The 20,327-nt window shown below is 71.1% G+C and carries 17 protein-coding genes and 1 pseudogene; 11 read left to right on the forward strand and 7 right to left on the reverse strand.

All coding sequences use genetic code 11. From position 1 onward, the window contains the following. Nucleotides 1–35: 35 nt before the first annotated feature. The 7 genes from OG407_RS04500 (at nt 36) to OG407_RS04530 (ending at nt 8,576) form a co-directional block, all read left to right on the forward strand. Complete coding sequence (locus tag OG407_RS04500) at nt 36–1,319, forward strand: serine hydrolase domain-containing protein (protein WP_405855208.1); 1,284 nt, start codon at nt 36–38, stop codon at nt 1,317–1,319. 165 nt (nt 1,320–1,484) lie between these two features. After that, nucleotides 1,485–2,858, forward strand: coding sequence for a CAP domain-containing protein (locus OG407_RS04505; RefSeq protein ID WP_405855210.1), 1,374 nt, complete (start codon nt 1,485–1,487; stop codon nt 2,856–2,858). 66 nt (nt 2,859–2,924) lie between these two features. After that, the gene (locus tag OG407_RS04510; protein WP_365308435.1) at nt 2,925–3,602 is read left to right on the forward strand and encodes an AIM24 family protein; all 678 of its coding nucleotides are present in this window, start codon (nt 2,925–2,927) and stop codon (nt 3,600–3,602) included. Between the two features lie 112 nt (nt 3,603–3,714). Next, the gene (locus tag OG407_RS04515) at nt 3,715–4,674 is read left to right on the forward strand and encodes a threonine/serine dehydratase (RefSeq protein ID WP_405855212.1); all 960 of its coding nucleotides are present in this window, start codon (nt 3,715–3,717) and stop codon (nt 4,672–4,674) included. A gap of 352 nt (nt 4,675–5,026) precedes the next feature. Continuing rightward, nucleotides 5,027–6,679 (forward strand): protein kinase domain-containing protein, encoded by a 1,653-nt coding sequence (locus tag OG407_RS04520; RefSeq protein ID WP_405855214.1) that lies wholly within the window; start codon nt 5,027–5,029, stop codon nt 6,677–6,679. A 115-nt stretch (nt 6,680–6,794) separates the two neighbouring features. Then, nucleotides 6,795–7,817, forward strand: coding sequence for a hypothetical protein (locus OG407_RS04525; protein ID WP_405868277.1), 1,023 nt, complete (start codon nt 6,795–6,797; stop codon nt 7,815–7,817). A gap of 111 nt (nt 7,818–7,928) precedes the next feature. Further along, on the forward strand, nt 7,929–8,576 hold the full coding sequence (locus OG407_RS04530) for a DUF2238 domain-containing protein (protein ID WP_405868279.1): 648 nt from the start codon (nt 7,929–7,931) through the stop codon (nt 8,574–8,576). On the opposite strand, the pseudogene OG407_RS04535 reads toward OG407_RS04530, so the two are convergent. Together OG407_RS04535 and OG407_RS04540 are read right to left on the reverse strand one after the other, a co-directional pair. Continuing rightward, a pseudogene (locus tag OG407_RS04535) lies at nt 8,509–8,747 on the reverse strand (DUF6328 family protein). The gene OG407_RS04530 and the pseudogene OG407_RS04535 overlap by 68 nt on opposite strands. 2 nt (nt 8,748–8,749) lie before the next feature. After that, complete coding sequence (locus OG407_RS04540; protein WP_405855216.1) at nt 8,750–9,733, reverse strand: aldo/keto reductase; 984 nt, start codon at nt 9,731–9,733, stop codon at nt 8,750–8,752. 136 nt (nt 9,734–9,869) lie between these two features. On the opposite strand from OG407_RS04540, the gene OG407_RS04545 reads away from it, so the two are divergent. Together OG407_RS04545 and OG407_RS04550 are read left to right on the forward strand one after the other, a co-directional pair. Continuing rightward, a complete protein-coding gene (locus OG407_RS04545; RefSeq protein WP_405855218.1) occupies nt 9,870–11,603 on the forward strand; it encodes a cholesterol oxidase substrate-binding domain-containing protein in 1,734 nt (577 codons plus the stop codon). A gap of 42 nt (nt 11,604–11,645) precedes the next feature. Next, on the forward strand, nt 11,646–12,569 hold the full coding sequence (locus OG407_RS04550; RefSeq protein WP_405855220.1) for a phytoene/squalene synthase family protein: 924 nt from the start codon (nt 11,646–11,648) through the stop codon (nt 12,567–12,569). Here the strand turns inward: OG407_RS04550 and OG407_RS04555 are convergent. From OG407_RS04555 to OG407_RS04570, 4 genes are all read right to left on the reverse strand, one after another. Further along, nucleotides 12,566–13,153, reverse strand: coding sequence for a TetR family transcriptional regulator (locus OG407_RS04555; RefSeq protein ID WP_405855222.1), 588 nt, complete (start codon nt 13,151–13,153; stop codon nt 12,566–12,568). The genes OG407_RS04550 and OG407_RS04555 overlap by 4 nt on opposite strands. After that, complete coding sequence (locus tag OG407_RS04560) at nt 13,150–14,643, reverse strand: MFS transporter (RefSeq protein WP_405855224.1); 1,494 nt, start codon at nt 14,641–14,643, stop codon at nt 13,150–13,152. Before OG407_RS04560 ends, OG407_RS04555 begins: the two co-directional genes overlap by 4 nt. Before the next feature lie 119 nt (nt 14,644–14,762). Continuing rightward, entirely contained in the window at nt 14,763–15,980 is a 1,218-nt protein-coding gene (locus OG407_RS04565; protein WP_405855226.1) for an FAD-dependent monooxygenase, read from the reverse strand. Nucleotides 15,981–16,101: 121 nt separating this feature from the next. Continuing rightward, the gene (locus OG407_RS04570) at nt 16,102–16,797 is read right to left on the reverse strand and encodes a ribonuclease H (RefSeq protein WP_405855228.1); all 696 of its coding nucleotides are present in this window, start codon (nt 16,795–16,797) and stop codon (nt 16,102–16,104) included. Nucleotides 16,798–17,035: 238 nt separating this feature from the next. Between OG407_RS04570 and OG407_RS04575 the strand changes: the two genes are divergently transcribed. Continuing rightward, a complete protein-coding gene (locus tag OG407_RS04575) occupies nt 17,036–18,247 on the forward strand; it encodes a low temperature requirement protein A (RefSeq protein WP_405855230.1) in 1,212 nt (403 codons plus the stop codon). Nucleotides 18,248–18,339: 92 nt separating this feature from the next. On the opposite strand, the gene OG407_RS04580 is transcribed toward OG407_RS04575, so the two are convergent. Next, nucleotides 18,340–19,134, reverse strand: a complete 795-nt coding sequence (locus OG407_RS04580; protein WP_405855232.1) for a VOC family protein — start codon at nt 19,132–19,134, stop codon at nt 18,340–18,342. Nucleotides 19,135–19,255: 121 nt separating this feature from the next. Between OG407_RS04580 and OG407_RS04585 the strand changes: the two genes are divergently transcribed. Next, nucleotides 19,256–20,266 carry a zinc-binding alcohol dehydrogenase family protein gene (locus tag OG407_RS04585; RefSeq protein ID WP_405868281.1) on the forward strand — a complete coding sequence of 337 codons (1,011 nt, stop codon included), beginning with the start codon at nt 19,256–19,258 and terminating at the stop codon, nt 20,264–20,266. Nucleotides 20,267–20,327 lie beyond the last annotated feature (61 nt).

Raw genomic sequence — 20,327 nt, forward strand, 5'->3', positions numbered from 1 at the left:
GATCTCGCATACCGAGAAAAACGGGAGAGAACCGGATGGTCTCAAGAACGGTGCGCAGGGCCACGGCGTCGGCGGCGGCTCTGCTGACGCTCGCGGCGGTACCGGCGCATGCCGCGACCCACGAGTCGGACACCACGCGAACCAGCAGCACAGCACCGCTTCCGGCCCCCGACGCGGCGGGCCTTCCCGCCCCCGACATGGCAGGCCTCCGTGCCGTCCTGCGCACGCTCACGGCGCAGGGCGCGCCCGGGGCGATCGCCCGCATCGACGACCACGGCACCGTCCACACGGCCGCCGCGGGCATCGACGACCGCACGACACGCCGGGCCATCGGCAACGCCGACCGCTTCCGCATCGGCAGCATCACCAAGGCGTTCTCGGCCGTCGTCCTGCTCCAACTGGCCGACGCCCACAAGCTGAACCTGGACGCCTCGGTCGACCGCTACCTGCCCGGGCTGCTGCCCGACCGGCGCATCACCGTGCGCCACATCCTGAGCCACCGCAGCGGTCTGTACGACTACACGAACTCCATGTTCGCCAGCTCGGTCTCCGGCTTCGAGGCCGTACGCGACAAGGTCTTCACCTACCGCCAGCTGGTCCAGCTGTCCCTGAAGCACGCGCGCACCAACGCACCGGGCGCCACCTACTCGTACTCGAACACCAACTTCGTCGTCGCCGGGATGCTCATCGAGAAGCTGACGGGCCACTCCGTGGGGACCGAGTACCGCGACCGCATCATCAAGCCGCTCAAGCTGCGCGACACCTTCTACGTCCACCCGGCCACGAAGATCCCGGGCCGCTACGCCCACGGCTACCTCACCCCGGACCGCGCGGGCGCACAGCTCGTCGACGCCACCGACCAGACCGTCTCCTGGGCGCAGAGCGCCGGCGCGGTCATCTCCACCACCCGCGACCTGAACACCTTCTTCTCCGCCCTGCTCGGCGGCCGGCTCACCTCCGCCGCCCAGCTCGCGCAGATGGAACGCTGGACCCCGGTCAACAGCACGACCCGGTACGGCCTCGGACTGCGGCGCCGCGATCTGTCCTGCGGTGTCTCCGTGTACGGCCACACGGGCGCGGTCCAGGGTTTCTACACCTACTCCTTCACCTCGAAGGACGGCCGCCGCAGCCTCACCGCGCTGGCCAACACCTCCAACAACGGCACCGTCCTGAACACGATGGCGCGCACCCTGGAATCGGCGTTCTGCGGCAAGCGGACGAGGGCGATCCAGAGCTCACCGCTCACGGGCCGCGGCTCCTACGTCACCGAACGGAACGTGGCCTACGAGGACATCGCGCCGGGGGTCGCACGGGACTGAGGACGCGGTGAAGGTGGGGGGTCGGGCTGCATAGTCCTCCGGCCCCCACTTCCTCACGTGGGAACCCTCGCGCCCTGGCGGGACGTTGAGTGGAGGACGAAGTCCCCCACCGAGGAAGGCCCTCGGGGAAGTCCCCCACCGGGCACGAGCAGCGAGGGCGGTGCCATGAACGAGCTGGTGCCGGGCGGCAATCTGCCCCTTCCGGGCGGCGCCCTGACCCTGTGGGTGCCCGGTCCCTTCGACATGTCGGCACTGATCACCGACGAGAGCGGCAAGGTCGGCGGCGACGCGGACTTCGTGTTCTACAACCAACCGACGGCGCCCGGTGCACGGTTGCGGGACGACACCCTGACCATCGACCCGGCCCGCCTCCGCGCCGGCGCCGCGCGGGTCACCGTCGTCATCAGCCCCGCCGATCCCGGTACCCCCTTGGGTCGCCTCCCCGCACCGACCCTTCACGTGACGAACCCCGGCGGCCAGCCCCTCACCCGCTTCACCCCGCCACGCCCCCAGCGGGAGACCGTCCTGCTCCTCGCCGAGCTGTACCGGCGCGGCACCGGCTGGAAGCTGCGCGCGCTGGGGCAGGGGTACGCCGATGGACTCGCGGGGATCGCACGGGACTTCGGCGTGGACATCGTCGAGGACGCGACTCCAGCTCCTGCCGCCGCTCCTGCTCCTGCCGCTGTGCGATCGGCGTCCATACCCGCACCCCGGTCGGCACCGTCAACCGGCCCTCACTTCACCTCGACTTCCCCGACAACCGACCCCACGGGCTTCCTCACCCTCGCCAACTCGGCCCGCGCCAAGGCCGGTTCACCTCCCGTCGCCCTCGACCACCGCCTCACCGCAGCGGCACAGGCGCACGCCTCCGACATGGCCGCCGCCGGTCACCTCAGCACCGAGAGCCGCGACGGCACCTCCGTGTACCAGCGCGTCACCCAGGCCGGTTACGCCTACCTCACCATCGGCGAGCACCTGGTCTCCGGACCGCGCACCCCCGCCGAGTTCGTCGACTACTGCCTGCGCACCGAGAAGGCCCGCCGGACGCTGCTGGAGCGGGACTTCACGCACGCGGGCATCGCCCAGGCCGTCGACCGCCGCTCCGGTGACGTCTACTGGACGGCGTTGTGGGCAACGCCGCTCACCGCGGGCAACCTGGCCCGCACAGCGGAGAAGGTCGTCGAGCTGACCAACGCGGAGCGCGCCAGGGCCGGGCTGCGCGCACTCGCCGTAGACCCGCTGCTCGCCGCCGCCGCGCAGGCGCACAGCGCCGACATGGTGGCCCGCGCCTTCTACTCGCACACCTCCCCCGACGGCTCGCAGCCCTGGGACCGGGCCGCCGCCGCGGGTTCGCGCAGGCGCACGATCGGCGAGAACATCGCCTGCGGTCAGCGGTCGGCCGCCGAGGTCGTGGAGGGGTGGATGAACAGCCCTGGTCATCGCGCCAACATCCTCAAGCCGGACTTCACCCACATCGGCATCGGCTTCGCGGGCGGTGGACAGACGGGGACGTACTGGACGCAGCTCTTCGGTGCCTGACCGCGCGCGACGCTCGTACCGTCCGCGATCTTGTCGGAATGCGATCCTCCGGGACAGGATGCCCGCATGAAGGGTGATCTGTTTTCCAGTGAGCACATGGTGCAGCCGGCCACCGCGCCGGGCATGACCGTCGAGAATGCCAAGTGCATCAGGTACGCGGTCAACGGCGAGATGTTCGCCCGCCAGGGGGCGATGATCGCCTACCGCGGCAACCTCCAGTTCGAGCGCAAGGGCCAGGGCGTGGGCGGCATGCTCAAGCGCGCGGTCACCGGTGAGGGGCTGCCGTTGATGGCGGTGCGCGGGCAGGGCGAGGCGTGGTTCGCGCACGAGGCGCAGAACTGTTTCGTGGTCGAGATCGATCCCGGTGACGAGTTCACCGTCAACGGTCGCAACGTGCTGTGTTTCGACGCGTCGCTGTCGTACGCGATCAAGACGGTGAAGGGTTCCGGCATCGCGGGCGGCGGTCTCTTCAACAGCGTCTTCACCGGGCAGGGCAAGCTGGGCCTGGTCTGCGAGGGCAACCCGCTGGTCATACCGGTGTCGCCGCAGTACCCGGTGTTCGTTGACACGGACGCGGTGGTCGGCTGGTCGGCCCATCTCCAGACCTCGCTGCACCGTTCGCAGTCCATCGGGTCGATGCTGCGCGGCGGTTCCGGCGAGGCCGTCCAACTCATGCTCCAGGGCGAGGGGTTCGTCGTCGTGCGCCCCAGCGAGGAGACTCCGCAGAAGGCGCAGCAGCACTGAGGGTCGTTGCTGCCGCGCCGTGATCTCCGAAACGTGTTGACCTGCACGTCCCTTCCGAGGAAGGGTCGAACCGGCACGGGTCACCTGTCCCCGTGCCGGAAGGATGACTGCCTTGATCGGCATCTCGGAGATCGAAGCCGCCGCCGAGCGGATCGCCGGACACGTCGTACGCACCCCGACCGTGGAGAGCTTCGGGCTCTCCGAGCTGCTCGGTGTCCCGGTCACGACGAAGCTGGAGCTGTTGCAGCGCACGGGTTCCTTCAAGGCGCGCGGGGCGACGGCGAAGCTGCTGTCGCTGGGCGAGGGCGAGTTGGCGGCCGGAGTGGTGGCGGTCAGCGGCGGCAATCACGGGATCGCGCTCGCGGTCATGGCGGCGGCGCTCGATGTGAAGGCGACGGTGGTCATGCCGCGTTCGGCGCCGGCGCGGTCCGTCGCGCTGGTGGAGGCGGCGGGCGCGTCGCTGCGGCTGACCGACGACATGCCGAGCGCGTTCGAGCTGGTGAACCGGTTGCGGGACGAGGGGCTGACGCTGGTCCACCCGTTCGACGACCCGGTGGTGATCGCCGGACAGGGCACGGTCGGGCTGGAGTTCGCGGCGGACGCCGGTGAACTCACCGACGTCCTGGTCAGCATCGGCGGCGGTGGCCTGATCGCCGGCATCGCCGCCGCCCTGCACGCCCGGCGGCCCGGAATCCGGGTCTGGGGCGTGGAGACCGAGGGCGCCGAGGCCATGTCCGCGGCGCTCACGGCGGGCGGCCCGGTGCCGGTCACGCTCTCGTCGATCGTGACGACGCTCAGCGCGCCGGCCGTGTCGCAGCTGACGTACGACCATGTGTCGGCCCTCGTCACCGAGGTGCTGACCGTCCCCGACCGGGAGGCCGTACAAGGGTGTCTCGACCTCGCCGAGCACGCCAAGGTGTGGACCGAGCCCGCCGCGGGCTGTCTGCTGCCCGCCGCCCGGCAGGTGCTGGAGCGGGTCGGCGACGGCGCCCGGCTCGGCCTCGTGGTCTGCGGAGGCAACGCGACGGTCGGGGAGATCGCGGCCTGGTCCGAAGGCTTCGGGTTGCGCTGACTTCGCGTCAACTCCCTTTGCCCACGGGAGCGTTGACCGGCTCGTGGGTAGATCCCTTGACTACGTTGTCGACAAACACCGGCGTATTCGTGGTCTTCACGCCCGCGTTTACCGCCGGTTACCACCAGGTAGGGCGCCGGTATTCCGCCACGGAAGCCCCCGGGGCGAATTCACCCGTCCCGGGACACGAGCGCCCACCTGGGACCTCCCCCGCGACTCGGTTTTCTCGCACACCTGCTCGCCGCCGTTGAATAAAAGGCAAGAAACACCGGGGAATTGGGCTTCCATTGAACGCAGCCCAGCACACCCACCGTACTTCTGGGAAAGGTGAGAGCCAGGGGTTCAGCGAGGGATGGCCATGGTCGAGACGCACGTCTCCGTACACGAGTTGGTCGCCGGCAGATACCGGCCCATGGAGGTCGCCCACCGCGAGACCAACCGGGTCTCCTGGTACGGCGAGGACATGATCGCCGAACAGCCCTGCCTCCTCACGGAGGTGACCCTCCCCTTCGCCCCGGACACGGAGAGCGCGGGACGAATCACCGCCGGCATCCGGCGCACCACCGACGTCATGGTGCTGCTCTGCCCCACCCGGGTCGCCCCGGTCGTCGACGCCGTCGAGGAGGCCGGCACGCTGTGGACCGTCACCGACTGGATCGACGGCACACCGCTGGGCCAACTCCTCGCCCAGCAGGGCACGTTCCACTACGTACGGGCCGCCCGCATCGGCCTCGAACTGCTCGACATCCTGGAGGCGGCGCACAGCGAGGGCATCACCCACGGCGAACTCAGCCCGGGCCAGGTGTTCGTGCGGGACCAGGGCGGGGTCGTCCTCACCGGCTTCGGACTCGCGGGTGCCACCCTCGCCCCGCGGATCACCGCGCCGTCGTACGCCTCACCGGAACAGGCACGGGACGAACGCATCGGTCCCGCCGCCGACTTGTGGGCGCTGGGCGCGATCCTCTACACGCTGGTCGAGGGACACCCGCCGTTCCGCGACCGGGGCCGCCCCGAGGCGACCATGAAGGGCGTCGACCGGCTCCCGATGCGCGGCCCGTCGCGCGCCGGGCCGCTGGCGCAGGTCGTGCAGGGGCTGCTGCGCAAGAACTCCCGGGAGCGGCTGACCCGCCCGGTGGTCCGCGAGTCCCTCACCCGCATCCTCAACGACGACCCGTACGCCGACCGCGAGCCGGTTCCGCTGCCCCGGCTGCGGAGGGCCTTCGACTCCTTCCGCGGGGCGGGGACCACCTGGAGCGGCCGGGGCATGGCCGCGGGGACCGCCCTCGCCGTCGGCACCGTCACGGTCGCTGTGCTGGCCGCCACCCACCAACTGCCCGGCACCCAGACCTCAGCGACGACCGAGCCCTCCCCTCTGCCCTCCGCGTCCGCCTCGGTCAGCACTCCCGGCGAGAACGTCGACGGCCACGCCTACTCCCCGTCCGCCGCGCCGTCGCCCACGTCCCCCGCCTCCCCGTCCGCTTCCGCGTCGGCCTCCCCCTCCCCCTCCGTCACCGCGTCCCCCTCCCCCACCGCCTCGGCGCTGCCGGCCGGCTTCCGCGTGTTCAAGGCGCCGCAGGGCTTCTCCGTCGCGCTCCCCAAGGGCTGGAAGGTGGTCGAGACCCAGCAGGCGTCCGACGCCTACCGGGTCACCTTCGGCGCGACGGGCGACCCGCGCACGCTGGCCGTGACATACAGCACACAGGCAGGCCCGGACCCGGTCGCCATCTGGCGGGACGACGTCCTGCCGGGGCTGAAGCAGACCGAGGGCTTCCAGCAGATCGGCGACATCCAGGCCACGACGTTCCAGGGGGACAAGGCGGCCGACCTGGAGTGGTTCTCCGGAACTGGCGACGACCGGGTGCGCACGCTCGGGCGCGGCTTCCTGATCGGCGGCGGGCGCAGTTTCTCGCTACGGTGGACGACGCCCGCCGACGAGTGGAACGACGCGGCCAACCGCCAGGCGTTGCAGACCTTCTTCAAGACCTTCCGGCGGGAAGCGAACTGACGGCACTGACGGCGACGCGAGGGCCGGACACTCAAACCAACGGCAATGGGTGGATATAGGCTGCCTGTTCGCACCATGCCTCATCACAAGCCCAGGAGAGTCCGCCTTGACCGTAGTGATCGACCAGGCCGAGACGTCCTTCACCGCCCTCGACGACGCCGGCCTCGTCGCCCGGGACGCGCACGAGTTCGGAGCCTACGTCCGCACCGGCGGCTGGACGTTCGGCCTCAAGGTGGCGCGCAGCGTCCGGCCCGGCGGGCAGAGCGCGGACGAGACGCCGAAGGTGTCCGCGAAGGAGTTCGCGGAACTCGCCGACTGCTCCCCCGAGCGTGTCATGCGTTACTACAAGGCCTGGGACCGGGCCGCGGACGACGGTCTCGTCCCGCACTTCGAGGAGCTGGCCCCCGGCCAGGAGGTCGAACTCCCGGACTCCGACGTGTGGTTGAACTACTACGTCTCCCGTTCCAGCGCCACCTCGGAGCGCGGCACCGCCATCTCCGAGGCTGCCGAGGCCGAGGGCATCCGCCCCACCAAGGCGCTGGAGGTCGCGGAGAACCCGACCGCGCTGCGCGCCGCGATCCTCGCCGACCCGTCCACCGCGCGGGCGGCCCGGCAGGCGCTGCTGGACCGCGTCCGCGAGGACCCGGAGCTCCAGTCCGAGCTGGCCCGGGACGTCGTACGCACCGACGACCTGAAGAAGGCCGTGGCGACGGAGAGCCGCTCGGCGGACCGGATCGGATACGTCCGCCAGATCGCCGAGTCGGGCCAGATCAAGACCCCGGCGGGCCAGACCGTCGACGCGCCCGTCGACCTGCGCCAGGAAGCCGAACGCCACCTCTCGCTCCTCGACGAGCTGGAGGACGGCGAGGACACCGGCGGATGGGCCACCGAGGCCTACGACACGATGAAGAACCTGGTCGTCGAGGCAGTGGAGGCCGACCCCGAACTGCGCGTCCAGGAGAAGCGCACCAAGTTCTACAGCAGCCTGCAGAAGGCCACGAAGGCGTTCGAGGAGCTGACCTTCGACGACGCCCAGGACTTCTACGAGGACGACATGGTCCAGCGTCTGGAAGAGCTCCAGCAGGCCATCGACAGCTGCCTGAACGCGCTGCGCAAGACCACCGCTCCGGCTGAGTAGCCGTACTCATGCAGTGACTTCGGCCTTCGGACACGATGGGGCTCCCCACGACAAGGGAGCCCCATCGTGTCCGTTCCCGCTTCCGCACCGCGGCGCCGTCTGCCCGCCGCCATGGTCGCGCTGGTGGTCGTCGGCATGGCCCTCTCCGCCTGGCGTCCGCACGACCGCCCGACGTGGTTCCTGGAGACCGTGTGGGTGCTCGTCGGACTCCCGGTGATCGTCCTGACCTGGCGCCGCTTCCCCCTGACCGGCCTGCTGTGCTGTCTGCTCGCCGCACACGCGCTGGTCCTCGCCGTGGGCGGCCACTACACATACGCGGAGGTACCGGCGGGCGACTGGGTCCGTGACACCTTCGGCCTCAGCCGCAATCCCTACGACCGTCTCGGCCACCTCATGCAGGGGTTCGTACCGGCGGTCCTGGTACGGGAGTTGCTCACCCGGACCTCGCCCCTGCGCGGCAGCCGCTGGCTGGCGCCGCTCACCGTGTGCGCGTGTCTCGCCTTCAGCGCACTCTTCGAGCTGTTCGAGTGGGCCGCGGCCGTGATCGGCGGGCACAGCGCGGACGCGTTCCTGGCCACTCAGGGGGATGTGTGGGACACCCAGTGGGACATGTTCTGCGCGCTGATCGGGGCCACGGTCTCGGTGCTGGTGCTCAGCCGGGTCCACGACCGGCAGATGACGCGGCTCGGGGTCATCGGGTCGTACAGCGGTGCCGTGCCCACAGCGGCAGTACGAACCAGCACAGCAGGTACCAGGTGACGACCCCCGCGACCAGCCGGGCGAAGTGAGCCGGGACGCCCAGCGCACCGCCTGGGGTTTCACTCTCCGGCCGGAGACCAGGCGGTGCGGGGACACCGGGCCGATCAGGGCGAACAGGATCTGTACGCCGGTCTGCGCGACCCGGACCTCCTGGATGACCTCGCCCCACATCTCTACCAGCGGCTCTCCACCTGGGCCTTGATCCGGCGGTCGTAGAGGTCCCGGATCGCGGTGAGCGTGTCCTGGGACAGGGCGGGCAGCTTGGCGGCGGCCGCGTTGGCGCGGGCCTGTTCGGGTGAGCGGGCGCCGGGGATCACCGAGGTGACGCCGGGCTGGTCGATGATCCAGCGCAGGGCCAGCTGGGCCGGGGTGTACCCCTCCGGGGCGAGCGCGGAGAACTCGGCGGCGGCTTCGACACCGGTCGTGTAGTCGACGCCGGAGAAGGTCTCGCCCTGGTCGAAGGCCTCGCCGTGCCGGTTGTAGGTGCGGTGGTCGTTCTCCGGGAAGACCGTGTCCTTGGTGTACTTCCCGGACAGCAGGCCCGACGCGAGCGGCACGCGCGCGATGATGCCGACGCCCGCCTCCTGGGCGGCCGGGAGCACCTGGAGCAGGGGCTTCATACGGAACGCGTTGAGGATGATCTGGACGCTGGTGACGTTCGGCCGGGCGATCGCGGTGAGGGCTTCCTCGCAGGTCTCCACGCTGACGCCGTACCAGGCGATGCGCTCCTCGGCGACCAGGGTGTCGAGGGCGTCGAACACCTCGTCCGAGGAGTACACCGGCGTGGGCGGGCAGTGCAGCTGCACCAGGTCGATGCGGTCGACGCCGAGGTTGCGGCGCGAACGGTCGTTCCACGCGCGGAAGTTGTCGAGGACGTAGTTCTCCGGGATCTGGTCGACGCGGCGGCCCATCTTGGTCGCGACCAGGACATGCAGATCGGGCCGGCCGCTCAGGAAGGTGGCGATGGTCTGCTCGCTGCGCCCGTCGCCGTACACGTCGGCCGTGTCGAAGAAGGTCACCCCCGACTCCGCCGCCGCCTCCAGCACGGCGAGGGCTTCCTTGTCGTCGACGTCTCCCCAGTCGGCGCCCAGCTGCCAGGTGCCGAGACCGACGACGGACAGCTGCTGATTCGACCTGCCGATTACACGTTCGTCCATGCCGTCAGTCTGTCATCCGCCACTGACATGCGCGGATCGGGCTCCGCCGGGCCGCGACCTGTGAATCTTTCACTCACACGAGTGAACCCCTTCGACAGGATGCCTACTCGTGTCAACGCGCACCTAGCGTGTGCGCGTGACCGATCATGTGGCGAACAACCTCCAGTCGGGGAACGGCGGTTCCGCTCCCTGGACCCGTCGCGGCTTTCTCCTCTCGGCGGCGGCCCTGGCCGCCGTACCCGTACTCCTGACGGCCGATCCGGCCGTCGCGGCGGCCGAGCTGCCCGACTTCCCGGCCGAGGTGGACCTCTACCGCTCGGCGTACCGGAACTGGGTCGGCGAGATCACCGCCGACGGACTGTGGGCGTGCGCGCCGACCGACGCCGACCAGGTGGTGTCCGTCGTCAACTGGGCCTGGCAGCACGGCTGGCGGGTCCGCGCCCGCGGCTCCTCGCACGGCTGGTCACCGCTCACGATCGAGTCCGGTACGACCTCCGACGCGCCGGTACTGCTGGTCGACACCGGACCACACCTCACGGGACTGGCCCTGGACTCCGCCTCGGCCGTTCGGGCCGGTACGGGCGTCACCCTGGAGGCGCTGCTCACCTACCTGGAGGGCCACGGCCTCGGTCTCACCGCCTCGCCCGCGCCCGGCGATCTGACACTCGGCGGCGCCCTGGCCATCGACGCGCACGGCACGGCCGTACCGGCGAAGGGCGAGAAGCGGACCGCCGGGCACACCTTCGGTTCGCTCAGCAATCTGGTGCTGTCACTGACGGCGGTGGTGTGGGACACGGACACCGGCGCGTACGTGCTGCGGACCTACACCCGCGACGAGGCGGACTGCGCGGCGCTGCTCACGCATCTGGGGCGATCGCTGGTCACGGAGGTCGTGCTGCGGGTCGGGGCGAACACCAACCTCCGCTGCGTGAGCCGTACGGACATCCCGGCCACCGAACTCTTCGGGGCGCCCGGGTCGGGCGGGCGGACCTTCGCGAGCTTCCTGGACGCGTCGGGGCGGGCCGAGGCGATCTGGTTCGCGTTCACCGAGTTCCCCTGGCTGAAGGTGTGGAGCGTCGCACCGACCCGGCCGCTGACCTCGCGGCACGTCTCGTCGCCGTACAACTATCCGTTCTCCGACAACGTGCCGACCCTGGTCGCGGATCTCGTCGGGCGGATCCTCTCCGACGCGGCGTGGTATCTGGCGCCGGTGCTCGGCAACGCCCAACTCGGCGTGGCCGCGCTGGGGTTGACGACGACGCTGGCGGCGGACATCTGGGGGCCGTCGAAGAACACGCTGCTCTACATCAGGCCGACGACCCTGCGGGAGACCGCCAACGGCTACGCGGTGCTGACCACCCGGGCCCAAGTGCAGCGCGTGGTGCACGAGTTCACCGCCTTCTACCAGGAACGGCTCACCGCGTACGCCGCGCTCGGCCGCTTCCCCGTCAACGGCACCGTCGAGATCCGCGTGACCGGCCTCGACCACCCCGCCGACACCGAACTCACCGGCGCCCGAACCCCGTTGCTGTCCGCACTGCGCCCGAGCACCGAGCACCCCGAGTGGGACACGGCGGTCTGGCTGGACGTCCTGACCCTGCCCGGCACGCCGTACGCGGACGAGTTCCTGCGGGAGTTGGAGCAGTTCCTGCTGCGCTCGTACGACGGCACGGACGCCCTGACCCGGGTCGAGTGGTCGAAGGGCTGGGCCTACACCGAGCAGGCCGCGTGGAGCGACGAGGAGGTGCTGGGCACGGCGATCCCGGGCTCGTTCGGGGAGTCGGTGTGGGGGCAGGCGGCCGGTACCTTCGACCGGCTGGATCCGCACGGGGTGTTCGGGAACGCCTTCCTGGACCGGCTATTCGGGTAGGACTGACTAGGCTGTCTCCGGGTCCTTGAGCTGGGGAGAGTTGTGGGCAGTTGGTCGACCGCGTTGACGAAGGCGGGCATCACCGATCCGCGACTGCGGCGCGCGTACGACGCCCAGCGCGAGATCGTGCGCAGGTTCGCGCTGCACGAGTACGTGGCGGTACGGCTGTTGCTGCCGGCGGAGCTGCATCCGCCGGTCGTCGCCGCGGTGGCCTACATGCACGCGACCGACGAACTGATCGACACCGGTGCCGTGGACGCGCGTACGGCTGCCCTCGCCTCCTGGGACGCCGAGACCACGGCGGCCCTGGAGAGCGGCGAACCGCCCGTCCAGGACGCCCTGTTGGCGCTCTGGGACACCACGCGCCGTCACCCGCACATGGCGGCGCGGGTGCGTGCCTTCCTCGACGGCGCTCCCGTGGAGGCGAGTTGGACCGGCTTCGAGACGGAGGCCGACTTCCAGGCGTACGTGGACAGTTACTCGCTGCCCGCCCTGATGCTGACCGCGTCCCTGCTCGCGCCGGCCGACTCCGACGCGTACGAGTCGTACGTCGAGGGGTGCCGGGACCTGATCGAGGGCTGGCAGCGCAGCGACTTCCTCGCCGACCTCCGCGAGGACACCGAGAACGACCGCATCGGCATCCCCCGGGACGAACTCGCCCGGCACGGGCTGAAGTTCGAGGACCTGCGCAGCAAGTCACCGGCGTGCGTACCGGCGTTGGACCACGTGGTCCGGGCGCAGGCCGGCCTCGCGGAGACGACGCTCGCCGGCTGCCGTATGCTTCCCGCGCTTGTCGCGGCGGAACACCGGCCGTTCCTCGACGCGTTGATCGCCGTCCAGGAACTGCGGCTCGGCGCGGTGCGACGCGAAGGGGGCAGGGTCCTGCTGCACGACACGGGTCCGGCGGCGTTGGCCACGCTGCGGGTCCTGGCCCGCCAGTACCGCAAGGCGCGCCGCTACGCCTAGGGCGTCAACTGGGCCTGCACGGTGGGTCCGTAGCGGTCCACGACGGTGTCGATCGCGGTCGCGCGCAGCCGGGTGCCGCGGGCGATGCCGTACATGACGCCGAGGCCGAGGATCGTCGCGACGGCGAGTTCGGCGCGCAGGGCGGTGTCCGGGCCGGAGAGGCGCCCGGCGAGGCGGTCGACCACCTGGGCGCGGAAGTTGACGCGCAGGACGTCGCCGTGGTCGCCCTGGAGGGGTGCGAACGCGATCCGCAGCAGCGGGTCGGCGCCCCGCTCGCGCTGGCTGACCAGGACGTGCCGGACCATGTGGCGGCCGAGGCCGTCGAGCGGGGCGTCGAGGAGGTCCTGCGCGTCGGTCTCGAAGGACATGACGCGGGCGAAGAGGGCGTCCTTGTTGCCGAAGTACTTGAGGACCAACGGCGCGCTGACACCGGCGCGTTCGGCGACGGCCTTGAGGGTGATGTCGGCGTGCGCGTTGCGCGCGAGGAGGTAGCGGGCGGCTTTGAGGATGGCCGCCTTGGTCGCCTCGGCGTCCCGGCGGGCGGGCGGGGACGCGGTGGGTGGAGGGGTGCTCACGGCACTCATGCTCCCTCCAGCGCCTCGTCCCGCGCACCCTCCGTACGGTCCCCGGCGCGCCGCGTGTCGTCGGGAGCGGGGTCGCCCGGGATGGTCAGGGCCGCCGCGCTCGCCACCAGGGCGATCACGCCCGCGATGCCGAACGCCATCAGGTATCCGTGCAGCGTGGGCAGCGGGAGCCCGCCGACCAGGCTGGTGTGGTGCACCAGCACGGCGGCCACCACGGCGCTGGAGACGGCCTGGCCGATGGTGCGCATCAGGACGTTGACACCGTTCGCGGACGCGGTCTGGCCGGCCGGGACGGCGCGCAGGATGAGCGTGGGCAGCGCCGAGTAGGCGAAGGTGGTGCCGGTGGCAACGACGGTCGCGCCGAGGATGATCGTCCACAGGTCACGGCTGTCGGCGATGCGCACCACATAGCCGAGCGCGATGATCGCGGCGCCGAGGGCGAGCGTGATGCGCGGGCCGCGCGCCGCCGAGATCCGGGCGGAGACGGGTGAGAGCAGCAGCATGGTGATGCCACCGGGCAGCAGGCACAACCCGGTCTGGACGATGGACAGCCCGAGCCCGTACCCGGTCGCCTTCGGCGCCTGCACCAGCTGGGCGGTGACGAGGGAGTTGGCGTAGAACGCGAAGCCGGTCAGCAGGGCCGCCACATGGGACAGGCCCACCCGGGGCCGGGACACCAACCGCAGGTCCACCAGCGGGAGTTCGGTGCGCAGCTGCTGCCACCACCACAGCCCGAACACGACGACCGTGGCGAGGAACAGCCCCAGGATCCGCGCACTGCCCCACCCCCACTGGCCGCCCTGCGACACCCCGAGCAGCAGACACACCAGTCCTACGGCCAGCCCGAGTGCGCCGAGCACGTCGAAGCGGCCCGGGGAACGGACGGGCGACTCGCGCACCGCCCACCAGATCCCCCACACACCGATCGCGCCGAGCGCGCTGGTCGCCCAGAACATGACGTGCCAGTTGGCGTACTGCACGATCAGTGCCGCGAGCGGCAGTCCGAGCGCGGCGCCGATACCGACCGTGGAACTCATCAGGGCCACCGCGCTGCCCCGGCGCTCCGGGGGCAGTTCGTCGCGCAGGATGCTGATCGACAGGGGTACGACGGCTGCGGCGGCGCCTTGCAGGGCGCGGGCGAAGATCAGGACGCGGATGTCGGAGGACAGGGCGCACATGACCGAGCCGACGGTCATCAGGCTCAGGGCACCGGTCAGGACCCGCCGCTTGCCGTACATGTCGCCGGCCCGGCCGAGCACGGGGGTGAGGACCGCGCCGGAGAGCAGGGTCGCGGTGACCATCCAGGAGACGGCACCCGCGGAGGAGTGGGTCAGCCGGGGCAGGGACGGCAGCAGCGGGACGACCACGGTCTGCATGACCGCCATCAGGATCCCGCCGAACGCCAGTACCGGAACGGTGAGCCGGTCCCGCAAGGGGGTCCGCCCGGCGAGGTCGCCGGACGGCTCGGATATCGGGACGGGCTGGCCCATGGGCACTCCAGCTGGCATGAAAAAAGAAGGTGAATGACTATTCACCCTAACTGGTGAATAGTCATTCACCCAACCTTCCCAGGCCGCTCACGGAAGCTCGACCGCTCCCGGAGGGTGCCCTACTTGCGGGAGGCGAGCGCCCGCGCGTGCACGGTCCGCGCGACCTTGGGCCCGAGCCAGCGCTTGAACCGGCGCAGCGCCTCCAGCCGTCCCGCCGCTTTGTCGATGCCGTAGTACACCTGCGGCGGGACGTACGGCAGCAGAGGCGAGTGCCGCTGGCCGAGCAGCGCGAACATGCGGTGCGGGGGCAGGTGGATGTAGCGCTGGAGGTTCTCGTACCACTGGGCGCTGTAGCGGGCCGCGCTCTGGATGGACAACAGGGCGGATCTACGGCGCTGTTCGTACGCGGCGAGGGCCTGCGGCAGTTCGGTGTGGTCGCGCAGGGCGTCCGCGAGGGCGATGGCGTCCTCCAGGGCGAGGGTGGTGCCGGCGCCGATGGAGTAGTGGGTGGTGTGGGCGGCGTCGCCGAGCAGGACGAGGTTGTCTCGGTGCCAGGTGCGGTTGGTCAGCGTACGGAAGTTGAGCCACTGGGCGCTGCCGTCGGCGGAGGCGCGGCCGATCAGGGAGTGCCCGTCCAGGAGGTCGGCGAACAGCTTCTCCAGCAGGACGAGCCCGTCGGCCTCTGCGGCGGTGTCGAGGCCGAGCCCGGTCCAGGTCTCGGGTGCGCACTCGATGACGCAGGTGCTGCCCTCGGGGCCGAACGCGTAGCCGTAGCACCAGATCCAGCCGTGGTCGGTCTCCACGAAGGCGAAGGTGAAGGAGCCGAAGACCTTGCTGGTGCCGAGCCAGATGTACTGGTTGCGGCCGGGCTTGAGTTCGGCGCCGAAGTGGTCGGCGTGCCGGGTGCGCAGCGCGCTGTTGACGCCGTCGGCGGCCACGATCAGATCCGCGTCGGGCAGGTCGTCGGCGGTGACCTCGGACTCGAACTCCAGCCGTACGCCCAGGGATCGGGCCCGTTCGGCGAGGATCTTGAGGAGCCGGTGGCGGCCGATGCCGTGGCCCTCGTCCCCGGGTTGCGTGGTCGTCAGGTCCCGGATGCGGGCGACGCCGTCGCTCCAGCGCACCGAGTGCTCGTCGACGGCCTGCGCGGACTCCGGGTCGTACTCCCGGAGTTGGTCGAGCAGTCCGCGCCAGTACGTCACGCCCCAGCCGTAGGTCGAGCCCTCGGCGTTGCGCTCGTAGACGGTGATGTCGTGGGACGGGTCCTGACGCTTCAGCAGGATCGAGAGATACAGACCGGCGGGCCCGCCTCCGACACAGGCGACCTTCACGCGCACACCCCTGGAGATTACTCAAAGTGGTCAAGTGGAACCGCAGAGTAGCAGCCCGCGGATACAAAGAAGTCCCATCGGCCTCAGGACTCGAAGGCCGACGGGACGCGTCGGGCAGGCGAGGGGCTTACGCCTCGGCCGTGGCGCACTCCGGGTGGCCCCAGCCCTTGGGGTTCTTGCTGATGGGCTCGCCGGCCGCGTAGGCGCGACCGCACAGGCAGCGGCCGGGGAACTTGGCCTTGATGGTGCGGGAGGCCGAACTCGTGCTCTTCCGGGCCGACTTGGCGCTGCCCGCGCGGGCGGGCTTCTTCGGGGTGTCGGGCGAGGGGGGCGGTTCCGGGGAGCCGAGGTCGCTGCCCGCGGGTTCCTGGACGATGGCCGCCTGGCTGGCCGCGCGGTCGGCGAAGTCGTTCAGCGGATCGCCGTCGACCTGGTGGGCGGGGACGTAGCGGAACTCGACCGAGCGACCGCCGAGGAGTTCGTCGATGCGGACGACCAACTCCTGGTTGGCGACTGGCTTTCCGCCGGAGGTCTTCCAGCCGTTGCGCTTCCAGCCGGGCAGCCAGGTGGTGACCGCCTTCATGGCGTACTGCGAGTCCATGCGGATCTCCAGCGGTACGTCCGGTGCGGTCGCCGTCAACAGCCGCTCCAGCGCGGTGAGTTCGGCGACGTTGTTGGTGGCCTTGCCGAGCGGCCCCGCCTCCCAGCGGGCCGGGCTCTCCTTGTCGTCCGAGACGACCCAGGCCCAGGCGGCCGGCCCGGGATTCCCTTTCGAAGCCCCGTCGCACGCGGCCACCACACGTTCACGCATGCGCCCGATCATGCCATGACTGCGCGACGGGCCCCGCGTCACCCCGGACGAGGTCCCGCTCGACAAACAGGGCAGGGCCGGGCCGCGGTGACCTGGGCGACGATCGCCGCGTTCGGGGCGGCCTGGCAGGCGGTGAGCTCCATCGGCCACCTCCTCTCCCCGGAACAGGGCGCAGCGACCTCGGTGACAACGCGGACCGGCTGTGGACCGTATCCGAAGATCTCGTCCGCCGGCCCTCTACGCTGCGCGCATGACCTCGCGACAAGAGCAATGGGCCCGGGTGCGCCGTCACTTGTGGCGGCCCCCGCGCCCCCACGGCGAGCAGCCGCGCGAGCGCGTGGTCGGGCCGCTGGAACTCTTCTACGACCTGGTCGTGGTCGTACTGGTCGCGCAGGCCGCCCACCATCTGTCCGGGGAACTCGACTGGCACGGACTGGGCCTGTTCGCCGCGGTGTTCGCGCTGGTGTGGATCGCCTGGCTCAACGGCAGCCTGCACCACGAACTGCACGGGCACGAGGACGCCCGCGGCCGGAGCATGTTCCTGCTGCAGATCCTCGTACTCGTCCCGCTGGGCGCGTTCATCCCCGGCGCGGGCGACGCGCGCGGTGTCGCGTTCGCCGTGGACGCGGGGGTGCTGTTCGCGGTGCTGGCGTTGCTGTGGCTGCTCGCCTCGCGCAGTGACACGGCCGAATTCCGGCGTCCCAGCCTGCTGTACGTGACGGGGACGGCGGCCTGCGCGGTCGTGCTGGCCGCGAGCGCCGCCCTGCCCGCCGACGCCCGCGTGCTGACGTGGGGTGCGCTGGCCGTCGTCTACCTGGCCGGGTTCGTGGTCATCATCGGAAGGGCCATCCCGGAACAGGTGGTCGCGCTCAGCGTGACCGACGCGCTCACGGAACGGTTCGGGCTGTTCATCATCATCGTGCTCGGCGAGAACGTGACCGGAGTGGTCGACGGACTGGCCCACGAGCCGACCAACGCGCTCACCCTCGCGGTCGGACTCGTCGCCGTCGTCGTCGGGTTCGGCGCGTGGTGGACCTACTTCGACTTCGCCGGACACCGGCTGCCGCGGCCCACGCGCGCGTGCGCCCTGCGGTGGATGGTGGTCCACCTGCCGATCACGGCCGCGGTGGCCGCCATGGGCGCCGCGATGGTCGGCCTCGTCGAGCACGCCCACGACAGCCGGACCCCCGCGGCCACGGCCTGGGTGCTCTGCGTGGGCGCGGCCGTCGTGCTCTGCGCGACAATGGTGCTCGCGGCCTCCACGCGCGCGTGGAGCGAGAACCTCGGGCTCTACCGGCCCCTGGCCCGCACCTGTGTCGCCATGGCCCTCCTCTGCGTGGCCGTCGGCGCCCTGCGCCCGGCTCCCCTCGTCCTGGGCCTGGCGCTCGTCCTGCTCTTCGGCATCCCCTGGGGAGTCGCCGTGGCCAACCGCGTGGCCAACTACGCGGAACCGGCCGTGTGACACCTGTGTGAAAGCACTGGCCATGGTCGACACGGCCGTGGCCTGCGCTCCCGCCCGGTGGGCGGCCGACGGGAGCTGACGCGTGGCCTCGGCTAGACGTCCGTGCTCGTCGGGAACTCGCCCTTGGTCGTGCTCACGTCGATCACCGTGAACGCGGCGCCCTGCGGATCGCTCAGCGCCGCGAACCGCCCGAAGGGACTGTCCATGGGGCCGAAGCGCACGACACCGCCGAGCTCGGTCGCCTTGGCGACGGCCTCGTCGCAGTCGGGGACGGCGAAGTACACGTTGACGTACGACGGCACCTCGGGCGGGAACTCGTCGCCCATCGCCATCCGGCCCAGCACCGTGTCGTCGCCGACGTTGTACATCCGGTAGTCCATGTCGCCGCCGTCCATCTGCTTCTGCGCGTACGGGAAGACCGCCGCGAAGAACGCGTCCGCCTTTGCGGGTTCGCGCGTGAAGATCTCGGCCCAGGCGTAGGCGCCGGGCACGCCCGTGGCCTCGAAGCCCTCGTGGACGCCGCCCTGCCAGACGCCGAAGACGGCGCCGCTGGGCTCACTGGCCAGGCACATCGTGCCGAAGTCGCCGACCTTCATCGGCTCCATCAGCACCTGGCCGCCGTTCTCCCGGATCTTCGCCGCGGTGGCCGCCGCGTCCGGTGACGCGAGGTACAGGCACCACCGCGACTGGCCCTCCGCTCCGGGCATCGGCGGTACGACGGCCGCGACCGCCTTGTCGTCGACGAAGGCCTGGGTGTAGTTGCCGTACTCCGACGACGCGTCGCCGAAGGTCCAGCCGAGCACCTCGCCGTAGAAGCGCTTGGCCCCCTCCACGTCGCTGAACATCGCGTCGGCCCAACAGGGGGTTCCCTCAGGTTGTACGGCCATGATCGCGGCCCTCTCCGGTAGGTCGGGTTGTCCGAATTCTCACGCTAGTCACCCGGAGGGCAGGACGCGCGCCGAACGCCGCGGTCCGTTCCACACTGGCCGTATGGCGGATACGACGACGATGCGCGCGTGGGCCGTGACCGAGCCGGGGCCCGTCGAGGGAGGCTCTCTCCAGCTCGTGGAGAAGCCGGTGCCGGTAGCTGGGGATGGCGAACTGCTCGTGCACGTGCGCGCGTGCGGGGTGTGCCGGACCGATCTGCATGTCACCGAGGGGGACCTGCCGGTGCGCCGCCCGGGGGTGACTCCGGGGCACGAGGTCGTCGGAGAGGTGGCCGGGGTCGGGGCCGGAGTGAGCGGGTTCGCGGTCGGTGACCGGGTGGGCGTCGCCTGGCTGCGCCGTACCGACGGCACCTGCGCGTACTGCCTGCGCGGGGCCGAGAATCTGTGCCCGCGCTCCGAGTACACGGGCTGGGACGCCGACGGCGGCTACGCGGAGTACACGACAGTACCGGCCGCGTTCGCCCACCGACTCCCCGCCGGCCTCGACGACGTGGCCCTGGCACCGCTGCTGTGCGCCGGGATCATCGGCCACCGCGCGCTGCGCCGGGCCGCCCTCCCGCCGGGCGGACGGCTCGGTCTCTACGGCTTCGGGGGCAGCGCCCATCTGTGCGCCCAGGTGGCGCTCGCCGAGGGGGCCACCGTGCATGTGCTGACCCGGGGCAAGGCCGCGCAGCGGCTCGCGCTTGAGCTGGGGGCGGCTTCGGCGCGCGACGCGTACGAGGCTCCGCCGGAGCCGCTCGACAGCGCGATCCTGTTCGCGCCGGTCGGCGATCTCGTGCCGGTGGCGCTGCGGGCGCTCGACCGGGGCGGGGTCCTCGCGGTCGCGGGTATCCATCTCAGCGACACACCGCCCCTGGACTACGAGCACGAGCTGTTCTACGAGAAGGAGTTGCGCAGCGTCACCTCCAACACCCGTGCGGACGCAAGGGAGTTCCTCGCTCTGGCCGCCCGGCACGACGTGCGCGCGACCACGCACACCTATCCGCTCTCACGGGCCGCGGACGCGCTGACGGATCTGAAGGCCGGCCGCTTCGACGGGGCCGCGGTGCTGGTGAACGACCTCAACGGGTAGGCGGCGCACGGAGGTTCGCGCGGCCGAGGCGTTCCAGCACCCCGCGCGCCGAAGAGAGCCC

It is taken from the genome of Streptomyces sp. NBC_01515 (genome assembly GCF_045040345.1).
Classification (GTDB): domain Bacteria; phylum Actinomycetota; class Actinomycetes; order Streptomycetales; family Streptomycetaceae; genus Streptomyces.